At 52.3% G+C, this 22,934-nt stretch carries 20 protein-coding genes and 1 pseudogene; 12 read left to right on the forward strand and 9 right to left on the reverse strand.

From position 1 onward, the window contains the following. Nucleotides 1–25: 25 nt before the first annotated feature. The 3 genes from parC to ftsP all read left to right on the forward strand — a co-directional run bounded on the left by parC (nucleotide 26) and on the right by ftsP (nucleotide 4,701). Nucleotides 26–2,284 carry a DNA topoisomerase IV subunit A gene (gene parC / locus HV237_RS03680; RefSeq protein ID WP_016157479.1) on the forward strand — a complete coding sequence of 753 codons (2,259 nt, stop codon included), beginning with the start codon at nucleotides 26–28 and terminating at the stop codon, nucleotides 2,282–2,284. A 195-nt stretch (nucleotides 2,285–2,479) separates the two neighbouring features. Continuing rightward, nucleotides 2,480–3,217, forward strand: coding sequence for a 1-acylglycerol-3-phosphate O-acyltransferase (gene plsC, locus HV237_RS03685; RefSeq protein WP_016154509.1), 738 nt, complete (start codon nucleotides 2,480–2,482; stop codon nucleotides 3,215–3,217). Nucleotides 3,218–3,288: 71 nt separating this feature from the next. Next, nucleotides 3,289–4,701 carry a cell division protein FtsP gene (gene ftsP, locus HV237_RS03690; protein WP_016154508.1) on the forward strand — a complete coding sequence of 471 codons (1,413 nt, stop codon included), beginning with the start codon at nucleotides 3,289–3,291 and terminating at the stop codon, nucleotides 4,699–4,701. A 16-nt stretch (nucleotides 4,702–4,717) separates the two neighbouring features. Here ftsP and HV237_RS03695 read toward each other — a convergent pair whose 3' ends face one another. After that, nucleotides 4,718–6,193 (reverse strand): TrkH family potassium uptake protein, encoded by a 1,476-nt coding sequence (locus HV237_RS03695; protein WP_047358642.1) that lies wholly within the window; start codon nucleotides 6,191–6,193, stop codon nucleotides 4,718–4,720. 199 nt (nucleotides 6,194–6,392) lie between these two features. Here HV237_RS03695 and HV237_RS03700 point away from each other — a divergent pair, with 199 nt between their 5' ends. After that, nucleotides 6,393–8,564, forward strand: a complete 2,172-nt coding sequence (locus HV237_RS03700) for a YgiQ family radical SAM protein (RefSeq protein WP_003024532.1) — start codon at nucleotides 6,393–6,395, stop codon at nucleotides 8,562–8,564. 97 nt (nucleotides 8,565–8,661) lie between these two features. Here the strand turns inward: HV237_RS03700 and HV237_RS03705 are convergent. The 3 genes and pseudogenes from HV237_RS03705 to yqhD all read right to left on the reverse strand — a co-directional run. Then, nucleotides 8,662–8,873: pseudogene (locus HV237_RS03705) on the reverse strand (hypothetical protein); the annotation flags it as partial. Nucleotides 8,874–8,887: 14 nt separating this feature from the next. Then, the gene (gene dkgA / locus HV237_RS03710) at nucleotides 8,888–9,715 is read right to left on the reverse strand and encodes a 2,5-didehydrogluconate reductase DkgA (protein WP_016154506.1); all 828 of its coding nucleotides are present in this window, start codon (nucleotides 9,713–9,715) and stop codon (nucleotides 8,888–8,890) included. A 306-nt stretch (nucleotides 9,716–10,021) separates the two neighbouring features. Further along, nucleotides 10,022–11,185, reverse strand: coding sequence for an alcohol dehydrogenase (gene yqhD / locus HV237_RS03715; RefSeq protein ID WP_003838168.1), 1,164 nt, complete (start codon nucleotides 11,183–11,185; stop codon nucleotides 10,022–10,024). A 193-nt stretch (nucleotides 11,186–11,378) separates the two neighbouring features. Here yqhD and HV237_RS03720 point away from each other — a divergent pair, with 193 nt between their 5' ends. Then, on the forward strand, nucleotides 11,379–12,278 hold the full coding sequence (locus HV237_RS03720) for an AraC family transcriptional regulator (protein ID WP_029139662.1): 900 nt from the start codon (nucleotides 11,379–11,381) through the stop codon (nucleotides 12,276–12,278). A gap of 77 nt (nucleotides 12,279–12,355) precedes the next feature. On the opposite strand, the gene yghB is transcribed toward HV237_RS03720, so the two are convergent. Further along, entirely contained in the window at nucleotides 12,356–13,015 is a 660-nt protein-coding gene (gene yghB / locus HV237_RS03725; RefSeq protein ID WP_016154504.1) for a DedA family general envelope maintenance protein YghB, read from the reverse strand. 131 nt (nucleotides 13,016–13,146) lie between these two features. Then, nucleotides 13,147–14,334, reverse strand: coding sequence for a cystathionine beta-lyase (gene metC / locus HV237_RS03730; protein WP_016157474.1), 1,188 nt, complete (start codon nucleotides 14,332–14,334; stop codon nucleotides 13,147–13,149). A 250-nt stretch (nucleotides 14,335–14,584) separates the two neighbouring features. On the opposite strand from metC, the gene exbB reads away from it, so the two are divergent. Both exbB and exbD read left to right on the forward strand, forming a co-directional pair. Next, complete coding sequence (gene exbB, locus HV237_RS03735) at nucleotides 14,585–15,319, forward strand: tol-pal system-associated acyl-CoA thioesterase (RefSeq protein ID WP_016154502.1); 735 nt, start codon at nucleotides 14,585–14,587, stop codon at nucleotides 15,317–15,319. A gap of 6 nt (nucleotides 15,320–15,325) precedes the next feature. Then, nucleotides 15,326–15,751 (forward strand): TonB system transport protein ExbD, encoded by a 426-nt coding sequence (gene exbD, locus HV237_RS03740; RefSeq protein WP_016154501.1) that lies wholly within the window; start codon nucleotides 15,326–15,328, stop codon nucleotides 15,749–15,751. A gap of 71 nt (nucleotides 15,752–15,822) precedes the next feature. Here exbD and HV237_RS03745 read toward each other — a convergent pair whose 3' ends face one another. Further along, a complete protein-coding gene (locus tag HV237_RS03745) occupies nucleotides 15,823–16,230 on the reverse strand; it encodes a hypothetical protein (RefSeq protein WP_016154500.1) in 408 nt (135 codons plus the stop codon). 1 nt (nucleotide 16,231) lies between these two features. After that, entirely contained in the window at nucleotides 16,232–16,636 is a 405-nt protein-coding gene (locus tag HV237_RS03750) for a hypothetical protein (RefSeq protein WP_046276175.1), read from the reverse strand. Between the two features lie 104 nt (nucleotides 16,637–16,740). Here HV237_RS03750 and HV237_RS03755 point away from each other — a divergent pair, with 104 nt between their 5' ends. Further along, the gene (locus HV237_RS03755; RefSeq protein WP_016154498.1) at nucleotides 16,741–17,244 is read left to right on the forward strand and encodes a hypothetical protein; all 504 of its coding nucleotides are present in this window, start codon (nucleotides 16,741–16,743) and stop codon (nucleotides 17,242–17,244) included. A 68-nt stretch (nucleotides 17,245–17,312) separates the two neighbouring features. Here HV237_RS03755 and HV237_RS03760 read toward each other — a convergent pair whose 3' ends face one another. Beyond that, on the reverse strand, nucleotides 17,313–18,353 hold the full coding sequence (locus HV237_RS03760; protein WP_046276176.1) for an aldo/keto reductase: 1,041 nt from the start codon (nucleotides 18,351–18,353) through the stop codon (nucleotides 17,313–17,315). A gap of 155 nt (nucleotides 18,354–18,508) precedes the next feature. On the opposite strand from HV237_RS03760, the gene yghX reads away from it, so the two are divergent. The 4 genes from yghX (at nucleotide 18,509) to hybO (ending at nucleotide 22,932) form a co-directional block, all read left to right on the forward strand. Next, nucleotides 18,509–19,396, forward strand: coding sequence for a YghX family hydrolase (gene yghX / locus HV237_RS03765; protein ID WP_047358641.1), 888 nt, complete (start codon nucleotides 18,509–18,511; stop codon nucleotides 19,394–19,396). Nucleotides 19,397–19,610: 214 nt separating this feature from the next. Next, nucleotides 19,611–21,251 (forward strand): methyl-accepting chemotaxis protein, encoded by a 1,641-nt coding sequence (locus HV237_RS03770; RefSeq protein ID WP_047358640.1) that lies wholly within the window; start codon nucleotides 19,611–19,613, stop codon nucleotides 21,249–21,251. Between the two features lie 85 nt (nucleotides 21,252–21,336). After that, nucleotides 21,337–21,624 carry a DUF2623 family protein gene (locus tag HV237_RS03775; protein ID WP_047358639.1) on the forward strand — a complete coding sequence of 96 codons (288 nt, stop codon included), beginning with the start codon at nucleotides 21,337–21,339 and terminating at the stop codon, nucleotides 21,622–21,624. A 189-nt stretch (nucleotides 21,625–21,813) separates the two neighbouring features. Next, a complete protein-coding gene (gene hybO, locus HV237_RS03780; RefSeq protein ID WP_016154493.1) occupies nucleotides 21,814–22,932 on the forward strand; it encodes a hydrogenase 2 small subunit in 1,119 nt (372 codons plus the stop codon). Nucleotides 22,933–22,934: the final 2 nt, after the last annotated feature.

Consider the following 22,934-nt stretch of genomic DNA (forward strand, 5'->3'; position numbering starts at 1 on the left):
GTACAAAGTTGAGGAACCACGATTAATGAGCGATATGGCAGAGCGCCTGGCGCTGCATGAATTCACGGAAACCGCCTATCTGAACTACTCCATGTACGTCATCATGGACAGGGCGTTGCCGTTTATTGGCGATGGTTTGAAACCCGTTCAGCGTCGCATCGTGTACGCGATGTCCGAACTGGGGCTGAATGCCAGCGCCAAATTTAAAAAATCCGCCCGTACCGTCGGTGACGTACTGGGTAAATACCACCCACACGGCGACAGCGCTTGTTATGAAGCGATGGTGCTGATGGCGCAGCCGTTCTCTTACCGTTATCCGCTGGTCGACGGGCAGGGGAACTGGGGGGCGCCGGACGATCCGAAATCCTTCGCGGCGATGCGTTATACCGAATCCCGCCTGTCTAAATATGCGGAAGTTCTGCTGGGTGAACTTGGACAGGGAACGTCGGACTGGGTGCCAAACTTCGACGGCACCATGCAGGAACCGAAGATGCTGCCTGCGCGTCTGCCAAATATTCTGTTGAACGGCACGACCGGTATTGCCGTTGGTATGGCGACGGACATTCCGCCACACAACCTGCGTGAAGTGGCGAAAGCGGCGATTACCCTGATTGAGCAGCCGAAAACGACGCTGGATCAGTTGCTGGACATCGTGCAGGGGCCGGATTACCCGACCGAAGCGGAGATCATTACCTCGCGGGCAGAGATTCGTAAGATTTACGAAAACGGACGTGGCTCCGTACGTATGCGCGCGGTATGGACGAAAGAAGATGGCGCGGTGGTGATTTCCGCACTGCCGCATCAGGTTTCCGGGGCAAAAGTGCTGGAGCAGATCGCCGCTCAAATGCGCAATAAAAAGCTTCCGATGGTAGACGACCTGCGCGACGAATCGGATCACGAAAACCCGACCCGTCTGGTGATTGTCCCGCGCTCCAATCGTGTGGATATGGAGCAGGTGATGAACCACCTGTTTGCCACCACCGATCTGGAAAAAAGCTACCGCATCAATCTGAATATGATCGGTCTTGATGGTCGTCCGGCGGTGAAAAATCTGCTGGAGATCCTCACCGAATGGCTGGCGTTTCGCCGCGATACCGTACGTCGTCGCCTGAACTATCGTCTGGAAAAAGTGCTTAAACGCTTGCATATCCTTGAAGGTTTGCTGGTGGCGTTCCTCAACATTGACGAAGTGATCGAAATTATTCGTCATGAGGATGAACCTAAGCCCGAGCTGATGTCGCGGTTTGGCATTTCTGAAACCCAGGCTGAAGCCATTCTTGAGCTGAAATTGCGCCACCTTGCCAAACTCGAAGAGATGAAAATCCGCGGCGAGCAGGATGAGCTGGCGAAAGAGCGCGATCAGCTGCAAGGCATTCTGGCTTCCGAGCGTAAAATGAGTAACCTGCTGAAGAAAGAGCTGCAGGCTGATGCCGAGGCCTATGGCGACGAACGCCGCTCTCCGCTGCAGGAACGTGAAGAAGCGAAGGCGATGAGCGAGCACGACATGCTGCCGTCAGAGCCAGTGACCATTGTGCTGTCTCAGAGTGGTTGGGTGCGTAGCGCGAAAGGCCACGACATTGATGCGCCGGGATTAAGCTATAAAGCGGGCGATAGCTTTAAGTCTGCGGTGAAGGGTAAGAGCAACCAACCGGTGGTGTTCGTGGACTCGACCGGACGCAGCTACGCCATCGACCCGATTACGCTGCCGTCGGCGCGTGGACAGGGTGAACCGCTGACCGGGAAGCTCACGCTGCCGCCGGGCGCGACGGTTGAGCACATGCTGATGGAAGGCGACGATCAGAAACTGCTGATGGCATCCGATGCGGGTTACGGTTTTGTCTGCACCTTCAACGACCTGGTAGCTCGTAACCGTGCTGGTAAGGCATTGATTACGCTGCCAGAAAATTCGCGCGTTATGCCGCCGGTTGTGATTGAAGATGAAACCGATATGCTGCTGGCAATCACCCAGGCTGGTCGCATGTTGATGTTCCCGGTAAGCGATTTGCCGCAATTGTCAAAAGGCAAAGGGAACAAGATTATCAATATCCCTTCAGCGGAAGCGGCGAAAGGTGAAGATGGCCTGGCGCAGCTCTACGTGCTGCCGCCACAAAGCACGCTGACTATCCACGTTGGTAAGCGCAAAATTAAACTGCGTCCTGAAGAGTTGCAGAAAGTGACCGGCGAGCGTGGCCGTCGCGGTACGCTAATGCGTGGTCTGCAGCGTATCGATCGCATTGACATTGACTCGCCTCGACGCGCCAGTCACGGCGACAGCGAAGAATAACGCTACCGTCCGGCTCTCCCTGTTTTAGCCCGGGGAGAGCCAAGGTTAAAAATTCCCGTGAAACCGTTGTTTATTCGTGCGTTGCGATTAACAATACGCTTTTCCAGAGAGCCGCCCTTAACAAAGCCCTAACCTGATACTGCGTGATGAATCAGGTGACGTAAAATGCCAGGCTCTTAGGCCTCAGAGGTTGTTATGCTATATATTTTTCGTTTAATCATTACTGTTATTTACTGCGTTCTGGTCTGTATTTTCGGTTGCATATACTGTCTGTTCAGCCCACGAAATCCAAAACACGTCGCAACGTTCGGTCATATGTTTGGCCGCCTGGCTCCCCTTTATGGCCTTAAGGTTGAGTGCCGCATGCCGGCAGACGCGCAGAACTATGGTAATGCTATCTATATTTGTAATCATCAGAACAACTATGACATGGTTACCGCTGCGAATATCGTTCAGCCGCCGACGGTGACAGTCGGCAAAAAAAGCCTGTTGTGGATCCCATTCTTCGGGCTGCTGTACTGGTTAACCGGCAACCTGCTGATTGACAGAAACAACCGTACCAAAGCGCACAGCACCATTGCGGCGGTGGTGAATCATTTCAAAAAACGTCGTATTTCTATCTGGATGTTCCCGGAAGGAACGCGTAGCCGTGGTCGCGGTCTGTTGCCGTTTAAAACCGGCGCGTTTCATGCGGCGATTGCGGCGGGTGTCCCGGTTATTCCGGTGTGCGTTTCAACCACCTCGAACAAGATAAAATTAAACAGACTCAATAATGGTCTGGCGATTGTCGAGATGTTGCCGCCGGTAGATATTAGCCACTTTGGGAAAGATCAGGTTCGTGAACTGGCAGCGCATTGCCGTACGCTGATGGAACAAAAAATCGCAGAACTCGATAAAGAAGTTGCTGAGCGGGAAGCCGCCGGTAAGGTTTAATCCGCGCAATTCGGGTTTGTTACAGGAAAAGATTTCCTGCGTGTTAATCGCCAGTTTTTCATGGAGTTTATATGTCATTCAGTCGGCGTCAGTTCATTCAGGCATCGGGGATCGCACTGTGTGCAGGTGCTGTTCCGCTGAAGGCTAATGCTGCCGGTCAGCAACAACCGTTACCCGTACCTCCGCTGCTGGAGTCCCGTCGGGGGCAGCCGTTATTTATGACGCTGCAACGCGCCCACTGGTCCTTCACGCAAGGCACGCGCGCACCTGTCTGGGGGATTAACGGTCGCTACCTGGGACCGACGATCCGCGTCTGGAAAGGGGATGACGTCAAACTTATCTACAGCAACCGTCTGACTGAAAATGTCTCGATGACTGTCGCTGGATTACAGGTGCCAGGCCCGCTGATGGGCGGCCCGGCGCGCATGATGTCCCCTAATGCAGACTGGGCACCTGTGCTGCCGATTCGTCAGAATGCCGCTACGCTGTGGTATCACGCCAATACGCCAAATCGTACTGCCCAGCAGGTTTATAACGGTCTTGCCGGGATGTGGCTGATTGAAGATGAAGTGAGTAAATCACTGTCTATTCCCAACCACTACGGCGTGGATGATTTTCCGATCATTATCCAGGACAAGCGTCTGGACAACTTTGGTACGCCGGAGTACAGCGAACCCGGCAGCGGTGGTTTTGTCGGTGATACGCTGCTGGTCAACGGGGCGCAAAGCCCGTATGTCGAAGTCTCTCGCGGCTGGGTGCGTTTGCGTTTGCTGAACGCTTCAAACTCGCGTCGTTACCAGTTGCAAATGAGCGATGGCCGCGCGCTGCATGTGATTTCCAGCGATCAGGGCTTTTTACCTGCGCCCGTTTCGGTGAAGCAGCTCTCGCTGGCGCCTGGCGAGCGCCGTGAGATCCTGGTGGATATGACTAACGGAAATGAGGTCTCTATCACCTGTGGTGAGGCGGCCAGCATTGTCGACAGGATCCGCGGATTCTTTGAGCCTTCCAGTATTCTCATCTCCACGCTGGTATTGACGCTGCGCCCGACCGGTCTCCTGCCGCTGGTGACCGACAGTCTGCCAATGCGCCTGCTGCCAACGGAAATCCTCAGTGGTTCACCGATTCGCAGCCGTGATATCAGTCTGGATGACGATCCCGGCATCAACGGTCAGCTGTGGGACGTCAACCGCATGGATATTACCGCTCAGCAGGGCTCCTGGGAGCGCTGGACGGTACGAGCGGATATGCCTCAGTCTTTCCATATCGAAGGCGTCTCGTTCCTGATCCGTAATGTGAATGGCGCAATGCCGTTCCCGGAAGACCGGGGCTGGAAAGATACCGTCTGGGTCGACGGCCAGGTTGAATTACTGGTCTACTACGGACAACCTTCCTGGGCTCATTTCCCGTTCTACTTTAACAGTCAGACGCTGGAAATGGCGGATCGTGGCTCGATCGGACAGATGTTGGTGAACCCGGCGCCGTAATGCGCCGGAGTTTCCGTTACGCCCGCCAGAACATGCGCGAGAACAGGATCAGTATGGGGTAAATCTCCAGACGCCCCATGATCATGGCCGCGCACATCAGAAGTTTTGCCTCCTCGTTTAAGGTGCCAAACGTCGTTGCGGTGATGCCAAATCCCAGCCCCATGTTATTGATGCAGGCGGCAACGGTGGCGAAAGAGGAGAAGAGATCGTAGCCCATCAGATTGAGCGCCCAGATAAAAAAGCTGGTAAATAAAACGTAGAGAAAGAAAAAGCTCCATACCGAACGCACTACTCGGTCGCTTACCACGTTATTGCCCACTTTGATATTCAGCAGGGCGCGAGGATGCGCGAGCTGATGTAACTCCTGACGGCATTGCTTGAACATAATCAAAAAACGCAGCACCTTAATCCCCCCGCAGGTCGAGCCGACACAACCGCCGAAGAAACTGGCGCTGAGCAGCATGAAGATCGTGTGCGAAGGCCACTGCGCATAATCCGCCGTCGACAGGCCATTATCTGTCAGCATGGAGCTGGCCAGAAAAAAGGCATGCACCAGGCTGTCCGTTATCCCGTACATACCCGCCCGCCAGACCTGCCAGGTGGCGATCAGGGTGACAACCAGCGCAATAAGCAGAAAGAAACGCAGCTCGGCATTACGACGAAAGGGCTTAAAGGTACGTTTCACAATAGCTACGTACCAGAGGGTGAAGTTAAACGCAGATAGCAGTGAAAACAGTCCGGCGACTAACTCAATAGCGTGGCTGTTATAAAACCCGATGCTCTCACTACGGGTGGAAAATCCGCCGAGAGAGACCGTCGACAGCCCGTGGCATAAGGCATCGAAAAACGACATCCCGGCAATCCAGTAGGCCAGAGTACAAATAAGGCCGAGAATGACGTAGGTCAGCCACAGCGTACGAGCGGTATCAGCAAGCCTTGGCGTGAGGCGTTCTTCTTTAAAGGGACCTGGCATTTCAGACTGATACAGCTTCATACCACCAATACCCAGCAGGGGTAATACCGCCACGGCAAGGACAATAACCCCCAGGCCGCCAATAAAATTGAGCTGAGCCCGATAATACAGATACGATTTCGGCAAGGCGCTGACGTCGTCAATTACCGTAGCGCCAGTGGTGGTTATCCCGGAAACCCCTTCGAACAGGGCATCGGCAAAGGAGAGATTTAAGCCATCGTCCATCCACATCGGCATGGCGCTGATAAACGAAAACAGCAGCCAGAACAGGACGATAATGACGAAGCCATCCCGGGTTCGTAGTTGAATTCCTGCATGTTTGGTTGCCAGCCACGCTCCACCGCCGAGGGTAAAGAACGTCATAAATGTGCTGAAAAAAGCGAAAAAGCTCCGCTCTTTATTTAACAGAGCAATGGTCATCGGCGGCAGCATGGAGAAGCTGTAGAGAAGAACCAGAAATCCGCACAGGTGAACAACTACCCGTAACTGGGAAATATGCAGTGAATCGTTGAGTCGCAATGAAAAATCCCCCGCCGAAAAAGAGTTATCTCAGCTGGCCGGCATGGTGTTAATTATGAATGATAAAAATGGGCGTCGTAAAATTTAACAATTTAAATCACTTTCTACTTGTCCGACTCAGACTCCACTTCATTTCTTGCCGACATACAGCGTATAATCCCCGGCCTTTGATTATTTTTTTACCATTTTTGGAAGCACTATGAGCGCAATATCCCTGATCCAGCCGGACAGAGACCTTTTCTCCTGGCCGCAGTACTGGGCTGCCTGTTTTGGCCCGGCACCATTTTTGCCGATGTCACGTGACGAAATGGACCAACTTGGCTGGGATAGCTGCGACATCATTCTGGTTACCGGCGATGCATACGTCGATCATCCCAGCTTTGGCATGGCAATTTGCGGCCGTATGCTGGAAGCGCAGGGCTTTCGTGTTGGGATTATCGCCCAGCCGGAGTGGAACAACAAAGACGATTTTATGCGTTTGGGTAAACCGAACCTGTTCTTTGGTGTAACCGCAGGCAACATGGATTCGATGATCAACCGTTATACCGCCGATCGCCGACTGCGCCATGACGATGCTTATACGCCAGACAACGTGGCGGGCAAACGCCCGGACCGCGCGACGCTGGTCTATACCCAGCGCTGTAAGGAAGCATGGAAAGATGTGCCGGTTATTCTCGGCGGTATTGAGGCCAGCCTGCGCCGTACCGCGCACTACGACTACTGGTCTGATACCGTTCGTCGCTCCGTGCTGGTGGATTCAAAAGCCGACATGCTGATGTTCGGTAACGGCGAACGTCCGCTGGTGGAAGTGGCGCATCGTCTGGCGATGGGTGAAACTATCGATCAGATCCGCGACGTGCGTAACACCGCGATTATGGTTAAAGAAGCGCTGCCGGGCTGGAGTGGGGTGGATTCCACGCGTCTCGACACGCCGGGCAAAATTGACCCGATCCCGCATCCATACGGCGAGGATCTGCCGTGTGCCGACAACAAACCTGTCGCCCCGAAAAAGCAGGAAGCGAAAGCGGTAACCGTACAGCCGCCGCGCCCGAAACCGTGGGAAAAAACCTACGTGCTGCTGCCGTCCTTCGAAAAAGTGAAGGGCGATAAAGTGCTGTATGCACATGCGTCGCGTATCCTGCACCACGAAACCAACCCCGGCTGTGCGCGCGCGCTGATGCAAAAGCATGGCGATCGCTACATCTGGATCAACCCGCCAGCCATTCCGCTCTCTACCGAAGAAATGGACAGTGTCTTTGCGCTGCCGTACAAGCGCGTGCCGCATCCGGCGTATGGCGACAGCCGCATTCCGGCCTATGAGATGATCCGTTTCTCGATCAACATTATGCGTGGCTGTTTTGGCGGCTGCTCGTTCTGTTCGATCACCGAGCACGAAGGCCGCATTATCCAGAGCCGCTCTGAAGACTCGATCATCAATGAAATCGAAGCTATTCGCGACACCGTTCCGGGCTTTACCGGCGTGATTTCCGATCTCGGCGGCCCAACGGCGAATATGTATATGCTGCGCTGTAAGTCACCGCGTGCGGAGCAAACCTGCCGTCGTTTGTCATGCGTCTACCCGGATATCTGTCCGCATATGGATACCAACCACGAGCCGACGATTAACCTCTATCGCCGTGCGCGTGATTTGAAAGGCATTAAAAAGATCCTTATCGCTTCAGGTGTGCGCTATGACATCGCGGTCGAAGATCCGCGCTATATCAAAGAGCTGGCGACCCACCACGTGGGCGGTTATCTGAAGATTGCGCCAGAGCATACTGAAGAAGGCCCGCTGTCGAAGATGATGAAGCCGGGGATGGGCAGCTACGATCGCTTTAAGGAATTGTTCGACACCTACTCTAAACAGGCCGGTAAAGAGCAGTACCTGATCCCGTACTTTATTTCTGCGCATCCTGGGACGCGTGACGAGGATATGGTGAATCTGGCGCTGTGGCTGAAGCAACGTCGTTTCCGTCTGGATCAGGTGCAGAACTTCTATCCTTCACCATTGGCGAACTCCACAACCATGTATTACACCGGGAAAAACCCGCTGGGTAAAATTGGTTACAAGAGTGAAGACGTGGTGGTGCCGAAAGGTGATAAACAGCGTCGTCTGCATAAAGCGCTGCTGCGTTACCACGACCCAGCCAACTGGCCGTTAATCCGCCAGGCGCTGGAAGATATGGGGAAAAAGCATCTGATCGGTGGTCGTCGCGAATGTCTGGTTCCGGCGCCTACGCTGGAAGAGATGCGCGAAGCGCGTCGCCAGAACCGTCATACCCGTCCGGCGTTGACCAAGCACACGCCTGTGGCGCATCAGCGCCAGACGCCTGCCGCGAACAAAAAACGTGGGAAAGTAGCAGGGCGCTAATCTGTCTTGCCCGGGAGTGAAATGTTTACCGGGCCTGAAAGACCGTCGGCCGGATAAGGTGCTTGTACCGCCATCTGGCAGAAGTGCTCAGTATGTATGCCTCACGAATTCTGGCCGCTAATGCGGCCAGTTTTGCATCATCCGCCCGTTCACGATCGTGTGACGACAGATATCCTTCATACTGCTCGAAAAATTGGTTCTGCTGCGATTCAATCGGCTTCCAGTGGGGCAGAACGCATGGGACTCAATTAGCTGTGCACGTGGTCTACGCCGAAATTCAAATCAGTAAAGGCCCGACGAGATGTCGGGCAGGAGAGAAGGGGTTAACCGCCGAACTGGTCCGGGTCTGGTCCCAGACGTTTGCCCTGATCGAGCTTTGCGATTTCGCCTAATTCATCTTTATCCAGGCGGAAGTCCCAGACGTTAAAGTTTTCTGCGATACGCGCAGGGGTGACTGATTTCGGAATAACCACCAGGCCGCTATCCAGATGCCAGCGGATGACAATCTGCGCCGGTGATTTGCCATATTTCTCCGCGAGATCGCGAATGATCTTTTGATCAAAAACGTCTTTGCCGCCCTGCGCCAGCGGGCTCCAGGATTCGGTCTGGATTTTATGCGTTGCGTTCCAGGCGTGCAGTTGGCGCTGTTGCATAAGCGGATGAAGTTCTATCTGGTTAATCACCGGTGGTACGCCGGTTTCATCCATCAGTCGCTGGAGATGATTGATCTGAAAGTTACACACGCCGATGCTCTTAATCAGCCCTTCTTTTTGCAGATCGATCATGCTTTCCCACGCTTCAACGTAGTGGTCGATCGCCGGAACTGGCCAGTGCATCAGATAAAGATCAAGGTAATCGAGCTGGAGTTTCTCCATGCTTTCGAGCAAGGCTTCCCGAGGGCGTTTCTGGTCATCATTCCATAGCTTGGTGGTGATGAATAACTCTTCCCGCGGTACGCCCGCATCGCGTATTGCTTTGCCGACACCTTCTTCGTTTTTGTACGCCGCAGCGGTATCAATTGAGCGATACCCCACTTCCAGCGCTTTATGAATGGCAGTGATGACCTCTTCGTTACTTGCCTTCCAGACCCCCAGGCCCAGCTGCGGCATGACGTTACCATCCTGTAGTTTAATAATGGTTGGACCGGTCATAATTCCTCCCCTGAATTGAGTTTACCGAGGCAAGCCCCGGTAAGTTAGGTGTGACTTAAGTCTGGCCTATCCTCGTCATACTTCAAGCTGCATATGCGTTGGCTTTATTACGCGGCCCATCCATGAGCCTCGCCCTTTCAGGTCCGCTGCAAGCAGCGTTCAAATCTGCTCCCGGCAGGTTTGTCGTTTCACCCCCAGTCACTGACTTATGTAAGCTCCTGGGGATTCTCTCCTTTGCCGCCTTTATGCAACTCGAAATATTTAGAATATAAATACCCAAAAATGAAAGGCGGAGGTGAAAAAACCTTAGCGGGCAGCTTCGTAAATCCGACGGCTGACCTCGAGCGTAATGTCCTGATGTTCGCCCAGTTTCGTACCGCCGTGCGCTTGCAGTTTTTCCAGTAGCGCTGGGATGGAGCTACCGTCCAGACCGTAGTCAGACAGACGAGTCGGTACGCCCATTTGTTCGAAGAAAGCGCGGGTTGCGGCAATAGCGGCGTCGATGCGTTGGTCATCGGAACCTTCAGTGATATTCCAGATACGCTCTGCGTATTGCAACAGTTTGGCACGTTTGGTATCGCGTTTTTCATTCCACAGCGCTGGCAGAACGATCGCCAATGTTTGAGCATGATCCAGACCGTGCATTGCGGTCAGTTCGTGGCCCAGCATATGTGTTGCCCAGTCTTGTGGTACGCCTGCGCCAATCAGACCGTTCAGCGCCTGGGTTGCCGCCCACATAACGTTCGCACGCACGTTGTAATTTTCCGGCTCCTGCAATGCTTTCGGGCCTTCTTCTACCAGCGTAAGCAGAATACCTTCAGCAAAGCGATCCTGAATTTTCCCGTCAACCGGATAAGTCACATACTGCTCAACGGTATGTACGAAGGCATCTACGACGCCGTTCGCAACCTGACGCGGCGGCAGGGTATAGGTGTAAACCGGATCCAGCACGGCGAATACCGGCTGCACAAATGGGGTCATAAAGGCCAGCTTATCGCCGGTGGTTTTACGCGAAATGACCGCGCCGGAGTTAGATTCAGAGCCGGTTGCTGGCAGGGTTAATACGGAGCCCATCGGGATAGCGCTTGTTACGTCGTTGCCGTGGGTTTCCAGAATGCGCCATGGATCGATGCCGTCAGCGTATTGTGCCGCAGCCGCGATGAATTTGGTGCCATCCAGCACCGAACCGCCGCCTACCGCCAGCAGGAACGTCACTTTCTCATCACGCACGATTTTTACCGCGTTCATCAGCGTTTCATACGACGGGTTCGGCTCAATACCGCCAAACTCCAGCACGTCCAGGCCTTTCAGCGCATCCTGAACCTGTGCCAGGACACCGGTTTTTTTCACGCTACCGCCGCCATAGGTAACCAATACGCGAGCATCCTGAGGGATTTGATCGCGCAGCTCAGCAATCGCACCTTTACCAAACAGAATGCGGGTTGGGGTATGGAGATTAAAGTTGTTCATTGCTCGTTCCCTTATGTGGGTAAAAAAGAGGGCAGGAGAGTGTCTGCCGGATGATGAACATTGTGGTCGTCAGCCGCGCTGCTCTCAATGCTCATTTCTGCCGATGTCTTGCCCATTTCTACAGACTGCTGGAGAAAACGGATAAATCTGCGCATTATGTCAGGGTTGCAAACCGATGATGAAATGGTGCTCTATGAACCGTGATGAGATCTGCCTCCTGCTGACAGATAAAATTAAGCAGCTGAAAAACAATGAAAATAAACTCAGCGAACTGCTGCCAGATGTCCGCCTACTGCACGGCACTGAGCCGGCAGCGCGTACACCGGTAATGTATCAGCCAGGAATCATATTTCTCTTTTCGGGACATAAAATTGGTTATATCAATGAACGTGTATTTCGTTATGACGCCAACGAATACCTGTTGCTAACCGTACCGCTACCCTTTGAATGTGAAACGTATGCAACGCCGGAGGTTCCCCTGGCCGGTATCTACCTGAATGTCGATATTCTGCAATTGCAGGAGCTGTTGATGGACATTGGGGAAGATGAGCTGTTCCAGCCCGCCATGGCGGCCAGCGGGATCAACTCCGCGACGCTTTCTGACGAAATTCTTTGCGCCGCTGAGCGCCTGCTGGATGTGATGGAGCGACCGCTGGATGCGCGTATTCTGGGGAAACAGATTATTCGCGAGATCCTCTACCATGTGCTGACCGGGCCGCGCGGCGGCGCATTACTGGCGCTGGTCAGTCGCCAGACGCATTTCAGTTTGATAAGCCGGGTGCTGAAGCGCATTGAAACCAAATACACCGAAAATCTCAATGTCGAACAGCTGGCGGCAGAAGCGAACATGAGCGTGTCGGCGTTTCATCATAATTTTAAAGCGGTGACCAGTACGTCGCCGCTGCAATACCTGAAGAGCTATCGTCTGCATAAAGCACGGATGATGATGATCCACGACGGGATGAAGGCCAGTGCGGCTGCCATGCGCGTCGGCTATGAGAGCGCATCGCAATTCAGTCGGGAATTCAAACGTTTCTTTGGCGTAACGCCGGGGGAGGATGCAGCCAGAATTCGAATGATGCAGGGGAGTTAAACTTGCTCAGCGCTGGCCTGATAAGCGAAACGTCATCAGGCGAAAATGCCGGGGGAACCCCGGCCTACGGTTAATACTCAGGCGCTACAGTATTTTTTTTTAATCACGACAAACAGGGTTCCTAACAGACCCGCGGTTAACAGGGCAATCGGCAGGATCATTAAAAAGGTCATCACCTGGTCTTCATGGCGTTTGACGAACGGGATCATGCTCAGCGCATAGCCAAAGCCGGTGACGACGGTGACCCACAGCAGACCGCTCAGCCAGTTAAAAAACTGGAACCGACGGTTTGGCAGGCCCGAAATTCCCGCCATTGTTGGCAGCAAGGTACGAACGAATGCCAGGAAACGCCCAGCCAGCAGTGCCATCAGCCCGTGTTGGTCAAACATGCAGGTAGCGCGCTGATGATATTTATCAGGTAATTGCGCCAGCCAGCCTTTTACCGTCCGCGTGTTGCCCAGCCAGCGTCCCTGAATGTAGCTCAGCCAGCAGCCCAGACTGGCTGCGGCAGTCAGAATAGCTATGGTAGGTATAAAACTCATCACGTCCTGAGCGATCAGCGCCCCTGCCAGCAATAACAGGCTGTCTCCGGGTAAAAAGGAGGCAGGCAGCAGGCCATTTTCTAAAAACAGTGTGGCGAACATTACGAAGTACACCACGCTCACAACGTGCGGATCCGCCAACGCGGCAAAATCGTGTTGCCAAAGCGCGGAGACAATATCTTGAATGACTACCATGGACTTTCCTGTGGAACAGCGTTTATGTGTGGATTGTACTCCTGAATTGTCCGGGATGCCTTGATCCCGGACGCAACAATTGCAGACTTTTCCACCAGAAGTGTCTGCATATATGTCCATCTATGGCAATTTTACTCGATTCGGGCAAATCCTGCGGCCAAATCGGCAATCAGATCGTCAACATTCTCTAAACCGATATGCAAACGGATGAGCGTTCCGCTGAAGTCCACCTCGCCTTGCGGACGGATTGCCGCAATGTGTTCCGGCTGATTAGCGAGAATCAGCGACTCAAAACCGCCCCAGGAGTAGGCCATGCTGAACAGGCTGAAGTGGTCCAGATACGCAGCCAGCTCTTCATGATTTAGTTTCTTATTCAATACAAATGAGAATAGTCCGCTGCTGCCGGTGAAATCACGCTTCCAGAATTCGTGGCCTTTACTGCCGGGCAGCGCGGGGTGATTCACGCGGGCGACCTGCGGATGACTGGCCAGCCACTCGGCGACCTTTAAGCTGCTTTCATGATGTTGGCGCAGGCGAACGCTTAGCGTACGCAGTCCGCGGCTGGTCATATAGGCGGTATCGGCGTCCAGCATTTGCCCCATCAGATAGGCATTTTCGCGCAGTTGATCCCAGCAACGGGCATTAGCTACCGCAGTGCCGACCATGGCGTCGGAATGGCCAATCAGATATTTGGTGCCAGCCTGAATAGAAATATCGATGCCAAAATCCAGCGCTTTGAACAGCACCCCGGCAGCCCAGGTGTTATCAATTATGATGATCGCATCCGGCGCGACGCTTCTGACGGCGGCAACAATAGCAGGGACATCATGTACTTCCATGGTGACAGAGCCGGGAGATTCCAGAAATACGACTTTAGTGTTCGGCTGTATGTGCTTCACAATATCGGCACCAACCAGCGGATCGAACCATCCGGTGGACACGCCGAGTTTGCCGAGAATTTTGGTGCAGAAATCCTGGCTGGGTTCATAGGCGGTGTTGGTCATCAGCACATGATCCCCTTGTTCCACAAAGGCGAGGATAGTGTTGGCAACGGCCGCCGCGCCGCAGGGGAACAACGCGCAACCCGCGCCGCCTTCCAGTTCACACATTGCCTCCTGCAGGGAAAAATGCGTCAAGGTTCCGCGACGTCCATAGAAAAGCGCACCGTTAGCACGGTTGTGCGTAGCCTGCTTTTTGGCCTCTACGGTGTCAAACACTAGCGAAGAAGCGCGCTGGATCACGCTATTTACCGCGCCCAGCGTGTACTTTTTACTGCGTCCTGCGTGAACGAGTTTGGTTTCAAGTTGCTTATCTGCCATGTCGTCTTACCTGTTTTTATACGTCTGGATGTCTAAACTACCATGAATCAAAGATGACGCATCCTGCAGAACGGTCATACAGTAGAAAATAATCTCAAAATGCTTCTGGTGACTTTTTTACTGCGTAAGCGCAAGGAAAAGAAACCAAAGGTGCGGCAATATGTAAATAGTAATGAGAACGACTATCAATTCGACGTCGTTTTGATATCATTACGCTCAGATTTTGTGATTTGCGTCCTGGAGATACAGAGTGGGTAATAATTTGATGCAGACGGATCTTTCCGTCTGGGGTATGTATCAGCACGCCGATATCGTGGTTAAGTGCGTGATGATTGGGCTGATTTTGGCATCAGTGGTCACCTGGGCTATCTTCTTTAGTAAGAGCCTTGAGTTCTTTACTCAGAAACGCCGCCTTAAGCGTGAACAGCAACTGCTGGCGGACGCCCGCTCTTTAGACCAGGCAAATGAGATTGCTGCAGGATTCGATGGCAAAAGCCTGGGCGCACAGTTGATTTACGAAGCGCAGAACGAACTGGAATTGTCAGAAGGCAGCGACGACAACGAAGGTATTAAAGAGCGTACCGGCTTCCGTCTGGAGCGTCGTGTGGCGGCGGTAGGTCGTCATATGGGACGTGGTAACGGCTACCTGGCCACCATCGGGGCTATCTCTCCATTTGTGGGTCTGTTCGGTACCGTATGGGGCATCATGAATAGCTTCATCGGGATTGCACAAACCCAAACGACCAACCTGGCCGTTGTTGCGCCGGGTATCGCAGAAGCACTGTTAGCGACGGCGATCGGTCTGGTCGCGGCAATTCCTGCGGTCGTTATCTACAACATTTTCGCACGTCAGATTGGCAGCTATAAAGCGATGCTGGGCGATGTCGCGGCACAGGTACTGTTGCTGCAAAGTCGCGATCTGGACCTGAACGCTAGCGCTTCTGCCCATCCGGTACGTGCTGCGCAGAAATTACGTGTAGGATAATGTTCCATGGCAATGAGCTTTAATGAAAACCTGGACGATAACGGTGAAATGCATGAAATCAACGTGACGCCGTTCATCGATGTTATGTTGGTTTTATTGATCATCTTTATGGTGGCCGCACCGTTGGCAACGGTGGATGTGAAGGTGAATCTCCCGGCTTCCACCAGCACGCCGCAGCCGCGTCCGGAAAAACCGGTTTACCTGTCTGTTAAAGCCGATAAGAGTATGTTTATTGGCAACAATCAGGTGACGGATGACACCATGATTAGCGAATTAAATACGCTGACCGATGGGAAGAAAGACACCACGATTTTCTTCCGTGCGGATAAAACCGTCGATTATGAAACCATGATGAAAGTTATGGATACGCTGCATCAGGCGGGTTTCCTGAAGATTGGTCTGGTCGGTGAAGAGACCGTGAAAGCGAAGTAATCCTGATTGCCGGGTAATGGTTGTTGCCTTACCCGGCCTTCCTCTCCTGATTCAGCTCTCCCCACACGCCCTTATCTGTCCTCATCCAGTGCGACTGCCGTTATCCTGGTGGGTTCGTAGTTCCCTTCAGACAGTTTACGCGTCAGGCGTAAGGTGGCTGTTTCTCGCTTGAGTATATGCTGGTATGTGCTCTCCAGCCGGGCCATGATTTTGTCCCGTAGTTCTGGTTGCTGCTCCATAATGGCTTCAATCGCGGCGCCATAGATCTCTTCTTTAGCCTGTAGCGCATAAATTTCGCGACGATTTTGCCATTTCATCCGCACTAGCGCGGCGGGAATAGAGACCATCTCCTGGGCAACGCTTTCCAACGTCGCATTTTTATTGGCAATCAATACGGCCAAATTTTGCTTTAAGACAAACTCATCGCTTTTATGGTCATCTAAAGCCAAATAAACATTATTATCCTCAACATCTTTCATTTTATTTCTCTTCCAGAGAATAAAAAATAGGATCGCTGGTCTCACGCGTAATTAAATTAAGCCAAATTTTATTGCCCTGTTCATTTACGCTGGCTGTTTTTGTCGATAAAATTTTACTTAATTCTTGAGCGTTAATGTCGCCTTCCGCTTGTAGTGAATTGAGCAGGCGAGTGAAGGACTCAATTTTCGCGGCACGAAACAGGCGCTCTTTTAAATGGCGATCGCACTCTTCAAATAACATATTGCGCGCCTGGCCGTTAGCTGTAGAGCTAATCAAAATATCGGGTTCGTAATCGCTTAATGTTCTCTTTCCCTGAGTCAAATTTTCACTATTATCTGTGGGACTGGTATTAGTAGATGAGCTGGATAAGTGAAAACGAGAGGGAACAAGATGCTCGGGAAGCATGTTGAAATATCCTTTGATGCCAATGATATGTTGTTCTAAATAAACCAGGCTGCGTTGACAATAGCATGGCGTAATTTTAAAATCAAAAAAAATGGAGCCAGTATATGAACAGTATATTTTATTCTGTTATTACCCTGCTATTGCTTACCTGCGGGGTACTTTTGTTGATGCGCAGTGCAAATAAAAACCGATATGCAGAAAATGGGCACTCTGAAAACCAGCCGGAAATGCTGAGTAAAGAAGAGGGGGAAGATCATTTTTCGGTACTGATGAATTCGATTACCCCAGTATGGTATTGGCGCGTTAATCACGAATATATCGATTTTATCCACTCAACGATCAAGCGGATGACAATGGTGGAGCTAAATGAGACGCCAGGGTTATTTGATGCACAGCGGCGTTGTAGCGATCTCAACTCTGCGGTGTATAAATATTACGACAATATAAAAAAGCGCTGTCTGAGCGGTGAGAAAGTCCCGCATGCCGATCTGGATGTGCTTAACTTACGCCAGTGCTTCAGGGAGTTCAGTTTGGAGGCTTATCCTGCGCTTGTCGCGCTGGTGTGGCCGGAATTTCAACGTCCAGAGATCAAAGCGGAAGAGGTGTGAAGGGATTAGCTGGCCCTGTTACGTGCCGGGGAGGCTAACGCCGCTTCCCGGCACAGAGTTACAAACGGCTATTTGTCAGATGAGGCCTGCCACAGGTTCAGCTTACCATCCGCGACATGTTTATCGATCTGCGCCAGTTCTTCGGCGCTGAACGTCAGGTTAGACAACGCCTGAACGTTCTCCTCCAGTTGCTCCGGTCGGCTGGCGCCAATTAATACCGACGTCACCCGGTTGTCTTTCAGCAGCCAGCTTAAGGCCATTTGCGCCATCGACTGTCCGCGCTGTTGCGCCATTTCATTGAGCAAACGCAGGCTGTTAAGGTTTTCTTCCGTCAGCATATTTTCCGTCAGCCCACGAACTTTTTTCCCTTCACGCTGCATGCGTGAACCTTCCGGAATGCCGTTGAGGTATTTCCCCGTCAGCAGCCCCTGGGCCAGCGGCGTAAATGCGATGCAGCCCATGCCGTTGGATTCCAGCGTATCCAGCAGACCGCTGCTGTCTACCCAACGGTTAAGCAGGTTGTAAGAAGGCTGGTGGATCAGCAGCGGAATTTTCCATTCCCGCATCAGCTCGGCCATTTTCTGCGTACGCTCCGGGGAATAGGATGAGATGCCGACATACAGTGCTTTACCGCTTTGCACCGCATGGGCCAGCGCTGAGGCGGTCTCTTCCATTGGCGTATTTTCGTCAACGCGGTGAGAGTAGAAGATATCGACATAGTCGAGGCCCATGCGTTTCAGGCTCTGGTCGAGGCTGGCGAGCAGGTATTTGCGCGAACCGCCAGAACCGTATGGCCCTGGCCACATGTCATAGCCTGCTTTGGTGGAGATGATCAGTTCATCACGATAGTGTGCAAAATCCTCGCGCAGTAATCGGCCAAAATTCTCTTCTGCGCTGCCCGGAGGCGGCCCGTAGTTATTGGCTAAATCAAAATGCGTGATGCCTAAATCAAATGCTTTACGCAGCAGAGCGCGCTGTGAATCCAGCGCCTGAACGTGCCCAAAACTGTGCCACAAACCCAGTGATAGCGCGGGTAAACGTAAACCGCTGCGCCCACAGTAGCGATAGAGCATCTGCTCGTAACGTTCAGGATTGGCAAACCAGTCCATGAGATCTCCTTAGTGCAGGTGAATTTCGAAACAACGTTTCTATTCTAGCGGGTTCATGGTGAATATCCCGTTCACCAGGTCACACTGGAATGAAAAACTGGGCAAAAACAGACCACTGTGCTTTGCTTAAAAAAACATCGATCCGGAGTGCTGCCATGCCGCGTCTAACTGCCAAAGACTTTCCGCAAGAATTACTCGACTACTATGACTATTACGCTCATGGCAAAATAACGAAACGCGAGTTTCTCAATCTTGCTGCGAAATATGCTGTCGGCGGTATGACGGCGCTGGCATTATTCAATGTATTGAAACCCAATTATGCCCTCGCAACGCAGGTGGAGTTCACCGATCCTGATATCCTGGCGGAATACATGACTTATCCTTCACCTGAAGGGCATGGTGATGTGCGTGGGTATCTGGTTAAACCTGCGAAAGCGACGGGGAAAGTTCCGGCGGTAGTGGTGGTGCATGAGAATCGTGGGCTGAATCCGTATATTGAGGATGTGGCACGGCGGGTGGCGAAGGCGGGCTATATTGCACTCGCGCCTGATGGATTAAGTTCAGTAGGGGGCTATCCTGGCAATGATGATAAAGGTCGGGAGTTGCAGCAGCAGGTTGACCCCGTAAAGCTGATGAACGACTTCTTTGCCGCCATTGAATTTATGCAGCGTTATTCAGGCGCGACGGGAAAGGTGGGTATCACCGGATTTTGCTACGGTGGCGGCGTATCGAATGCCGCAGCCGTTGCTTTTCCTGAACTGGCCTGCGCAGTGCCTTTTTATGGGCGTCAGGTTCCTGCATCAGATGTCCCTAAAATAAAAGCGCCTTTATTACTGCACTATGCGCAATTAGATACCCGAATTAATGAGGGATGGCCTGCCTATGAAGCGGCGCTCAAAGCCAATAAGAAAGTCTATGAAGCATATATCTATCCCGGCGTTAATCATGGTTTTCATAATGACTCGACACCGCGTTATGATATTGCTGCCGCTGATTTGGCCTGGGAGCGTACTCTTGCATGGTTTAACAAATATTTACGATAGAAAACAAGGGATTATATAATGCTTCAGGTTAATTATCTGAATAGTAATGCTAGCTAATTTCATTAGCATTCATGTTGATATAGTGTAAATAATATTGGATGTACTTAAGAAAGTAAAAAAATAAAGAATGCATTATATCTTCTCTGTTGCCTGCCGATAACAAGGATAAGTATCGCCTGATGGCGAATTCCTCATCAACGGCAAGGAAATTATTATGCGTTTGCTGAAAAACTTCACTATTCGTATTGTCATGTTGGCAATACTGGGACTTTTTTGCCTGCTCTGGTCGGGCGTGGGTTTATTCAGTCTTCATTCTTTATCAAAAATATCTGAAGGCAATGATATTGACCGTCATCTTGTCCATCAGATGACGGTGCTCAGTCAGGGGAACGATCAGTATTTTCGCTTCGTAACGCGCTTAAGTCGCGCCATGGATGTCAAAATGAGCGGCGGAACGCCTGATTTTGCACCAGCGCAGCAGTCCCTGGAGAATATGAGCAAAAAACTCCAGGAGATGAAAACGTTGTCTCCGGGGCCTATGGATCCGGACGTTGCCGCGGCGGTACTGACGAAGTGGCAGGCGCTGTTGGATAACGGGGTGATTCCGCAAATGCAACTGGCGCAGCAGGGCACGCTTACGGCCTTTGCGGAGCATGCCAGCACCGTTACGCCAGCGCTGAGCCGTGAATTTGGCGCCAGTGCCGAACGTTTTAACGCCACGGCAGGTAAGCGGCTTGATACCACGCGCGTCATGGTTGATGGCAAAACGTCTATCATCCGGACGCTAATTATTACCGCCGTGATCCTCGGTATTGCTCTCCTGTTCTTCACAGATCGTTACCTCGTCGCCATGATGGTGAAACCCCTGGGACGTATCCGCCAGCAGTTCCAGCAGATTGCTCAGGGCGATCTCAGCCATCCAATCGAAGATTTTGGCCGTAACTGCGTGGGCCAACTGGTGCCGTTATTGTGCGCGATGCAGGACAGCCTGCGCGAAGCCGTCAGTACAATTCGCTCAGGTAGTGACAACATCTGGCGAGGGGCTACGGAAATTTCCACCGGCAATAACGATCTCTCATCGCGTACTGAGGAGCAGGCTGCGGCGCTGGAAGAGACCGCTGCCAGCATGGAGCAACTGACCGCAACGGTAAAACTGAACGCCGAAAATGCGCGTGAAGCCAGCCAGCTTGCCGATACGGCGACAGAGACGGCAGGTAAAGGGAGCAGCCTGGTTTCAGAAGTGGTTGAGACGATGGACGGCATTGCCGCCAGCTCTAAACAGATCGCGGAAATTACGTCTGTTATTAATAGTATTGCCTTCCAGACCAATATTCTGGCGCTGAACGCGGCAGTTGAAGCTGCCAGAGCAGGTGAGCAGGGGCGTGGTTTTGCCGTTGTTGCCGGTGAGGTGCGTAACCTTGCCAGCCGTAGCGCCGGGGCGGCGAAAGAGATTGAGACGCTGATTGGCGAATCGTCGCGTCGCGTCGATCAGGGCGCTCGACTGGTTAAAGAGACGGGATTAACCATGGAGGCGATTCTGCGCGGAGCCACCGAAGTGACCGTTATCATGAAGCAAATTGCTTCTGCCTCAGAAGAACAGAATAAGGGCATTTCGCAGGTGAGCGTGGCGATCACGCAGATGGACAGCGTAACGCAACAGAACGCCGCGCTGGTAGAGCAAGTTTCCGCCGCAGCTGTGGCGCTTGAACGGCAAACGGAAGAGCTGCAACGCTCGGTACAACAGTTCCGCCTTTCAGCAAACGATGTGCAGTACGCCGCCGCCAGCACCGCTTCCCCTTCAGCAGACAGCAAAACGTCTGCGGCCGCTAAAAAGGATGAATGGGTGTCCTTTTAAGCGGGCATAAAAAAGTACGTGATACCTCTGGTCTTTGCTTAAAAAATCGCTATATAATTTATTATATAGCGATTGGAGGTTATGCATGAACAACCATTTTGGAAAAGGCTTGATGGCCGGATTAAACGCGTCAAGTGCGGATAGCGCACGCACGGCGGCCAATTTTTGTGCTGATTATAAACGCGGTTTTGTGCTGGGATTTTCTCATCGAATGTTTGAAAAAACGGGCGATCGACAGCTCAGCGCGTGGGAAGCGGGGATCCTCACGCGTCGCTATGGGCTGGATAAAGAGATGGTTATGGATTTCTTTAAAGAGAACCAGTCCAGTACAACAATTCGTTTTTTCATGGCTGGCTATCGTCTCGAAGCTTGATCCGAAAGGGGTATTATCTTGCTTTAATTAATTACACTATTGACCTACGCCTTCGTTTTGTTGCTCCGCCGAAGTATTATAATGCACATAACCATATAAAAAGTGTGGTAAATGGCGCGCCGATCGCAATATGCAACATGCGAAAGGTGCAAAATAAAAGCCAGGTCTTCGCAACGGAATAACTATAAAATGACTGGAGATAACTCTCTCATCAATTCGAACGGCATCAATCGCCGTGATTTCATGAAGCTTTGTGCAGCACTGGCCGCTACCATGGGGCTCAGTAGCAAAGCCGCCGCAGAAATGGCCGAATCAGTTTCTCGTCCTCAGCGTCCACCGGTTATCTGGATTGGTGCGCAGGAGTGTACGGGTTGTACTGAATCGCTACTTCGCGCGACACACCCTACAGTGGAAAACCTCGTTCTGGAGACAATCTCTCTGGAATACCATGAGGTACTCTCTGCCGCCTTCGGCCACCAGGTCGAAGAGAATAAACATAACGCTCTGGAGAAGTACAAAGGGCAATATGTTTTGGTTGTAGATGGTTCTATCCCACTGAAAGACAATGGTATTTACTGCATGGTTGCCGGTGAGCCGATCGTAGATCACATCCGCCGGGCCGCAGAAGGCGCTGCCGCTATCATTGCCATCGGCTCTTGTGCCGCGTGGGGTGGTGTCGCTGCTGCTGGCGTTAACCCAACGGGTGCCGTCGGCTTGCAGGAAGTTCTGCCAGGCAAAACCATCATCAACATCCCCGGCTGTCCTCCGAACCCGCACAACTTCCTTGCAACGGTCGCGCATATCATCACTTACGGTAAGCCGCCGAAGCTGGATACCAAAAACCGTCCGACATTTGCCTATGGTCGTTTGATTCACGAACACTGCGAACGTCGCCCGCACTTCGATGCAGGTCGTTTTGCTAAAGAGTTTGGCGATGAAGGTCACCGTGAAGGATGGTGCCTCTACCATCTGGGCTGTAAAGGACCAGAAACCTACGGCAACTGCTCAACGCTGCAATTCTGCGATGTTGGCGGCGTGTGGCCGGTGGCTATCGGTCACCCTTGCTACGGCTGTAACGAAGAAGGTGTCGGTTTCCATAAAGGTATTCACCAGCTTGCTCATGTGGAAAACCAAACACCGCGTTCCGAGAAACCTGACGTCAATATGAAAGAAGGCGGCAATATTTCTGCCGGGGCGATTGGGCTGCTTGGTGGCGTAGTAGGACTGGTTGCCGGTGTCAGCGTGATGGCGGTTCGTGAACTGGGGCGTCAGCAGAAGAAAGATAACGCTGACTCACGGGGAGAATAACC

This window comes from Citrobacter sp. RHBSTW-00570 (genome assembly GCF_013739755.1).
GTDB classification, from domain to species: domain Bacteria; phylum Pseudomonadota; class Gammaproteobacteria; order Enterobacterales; family Enterobacteriaceae; genus Citrobacter; species Citrobacter braakii.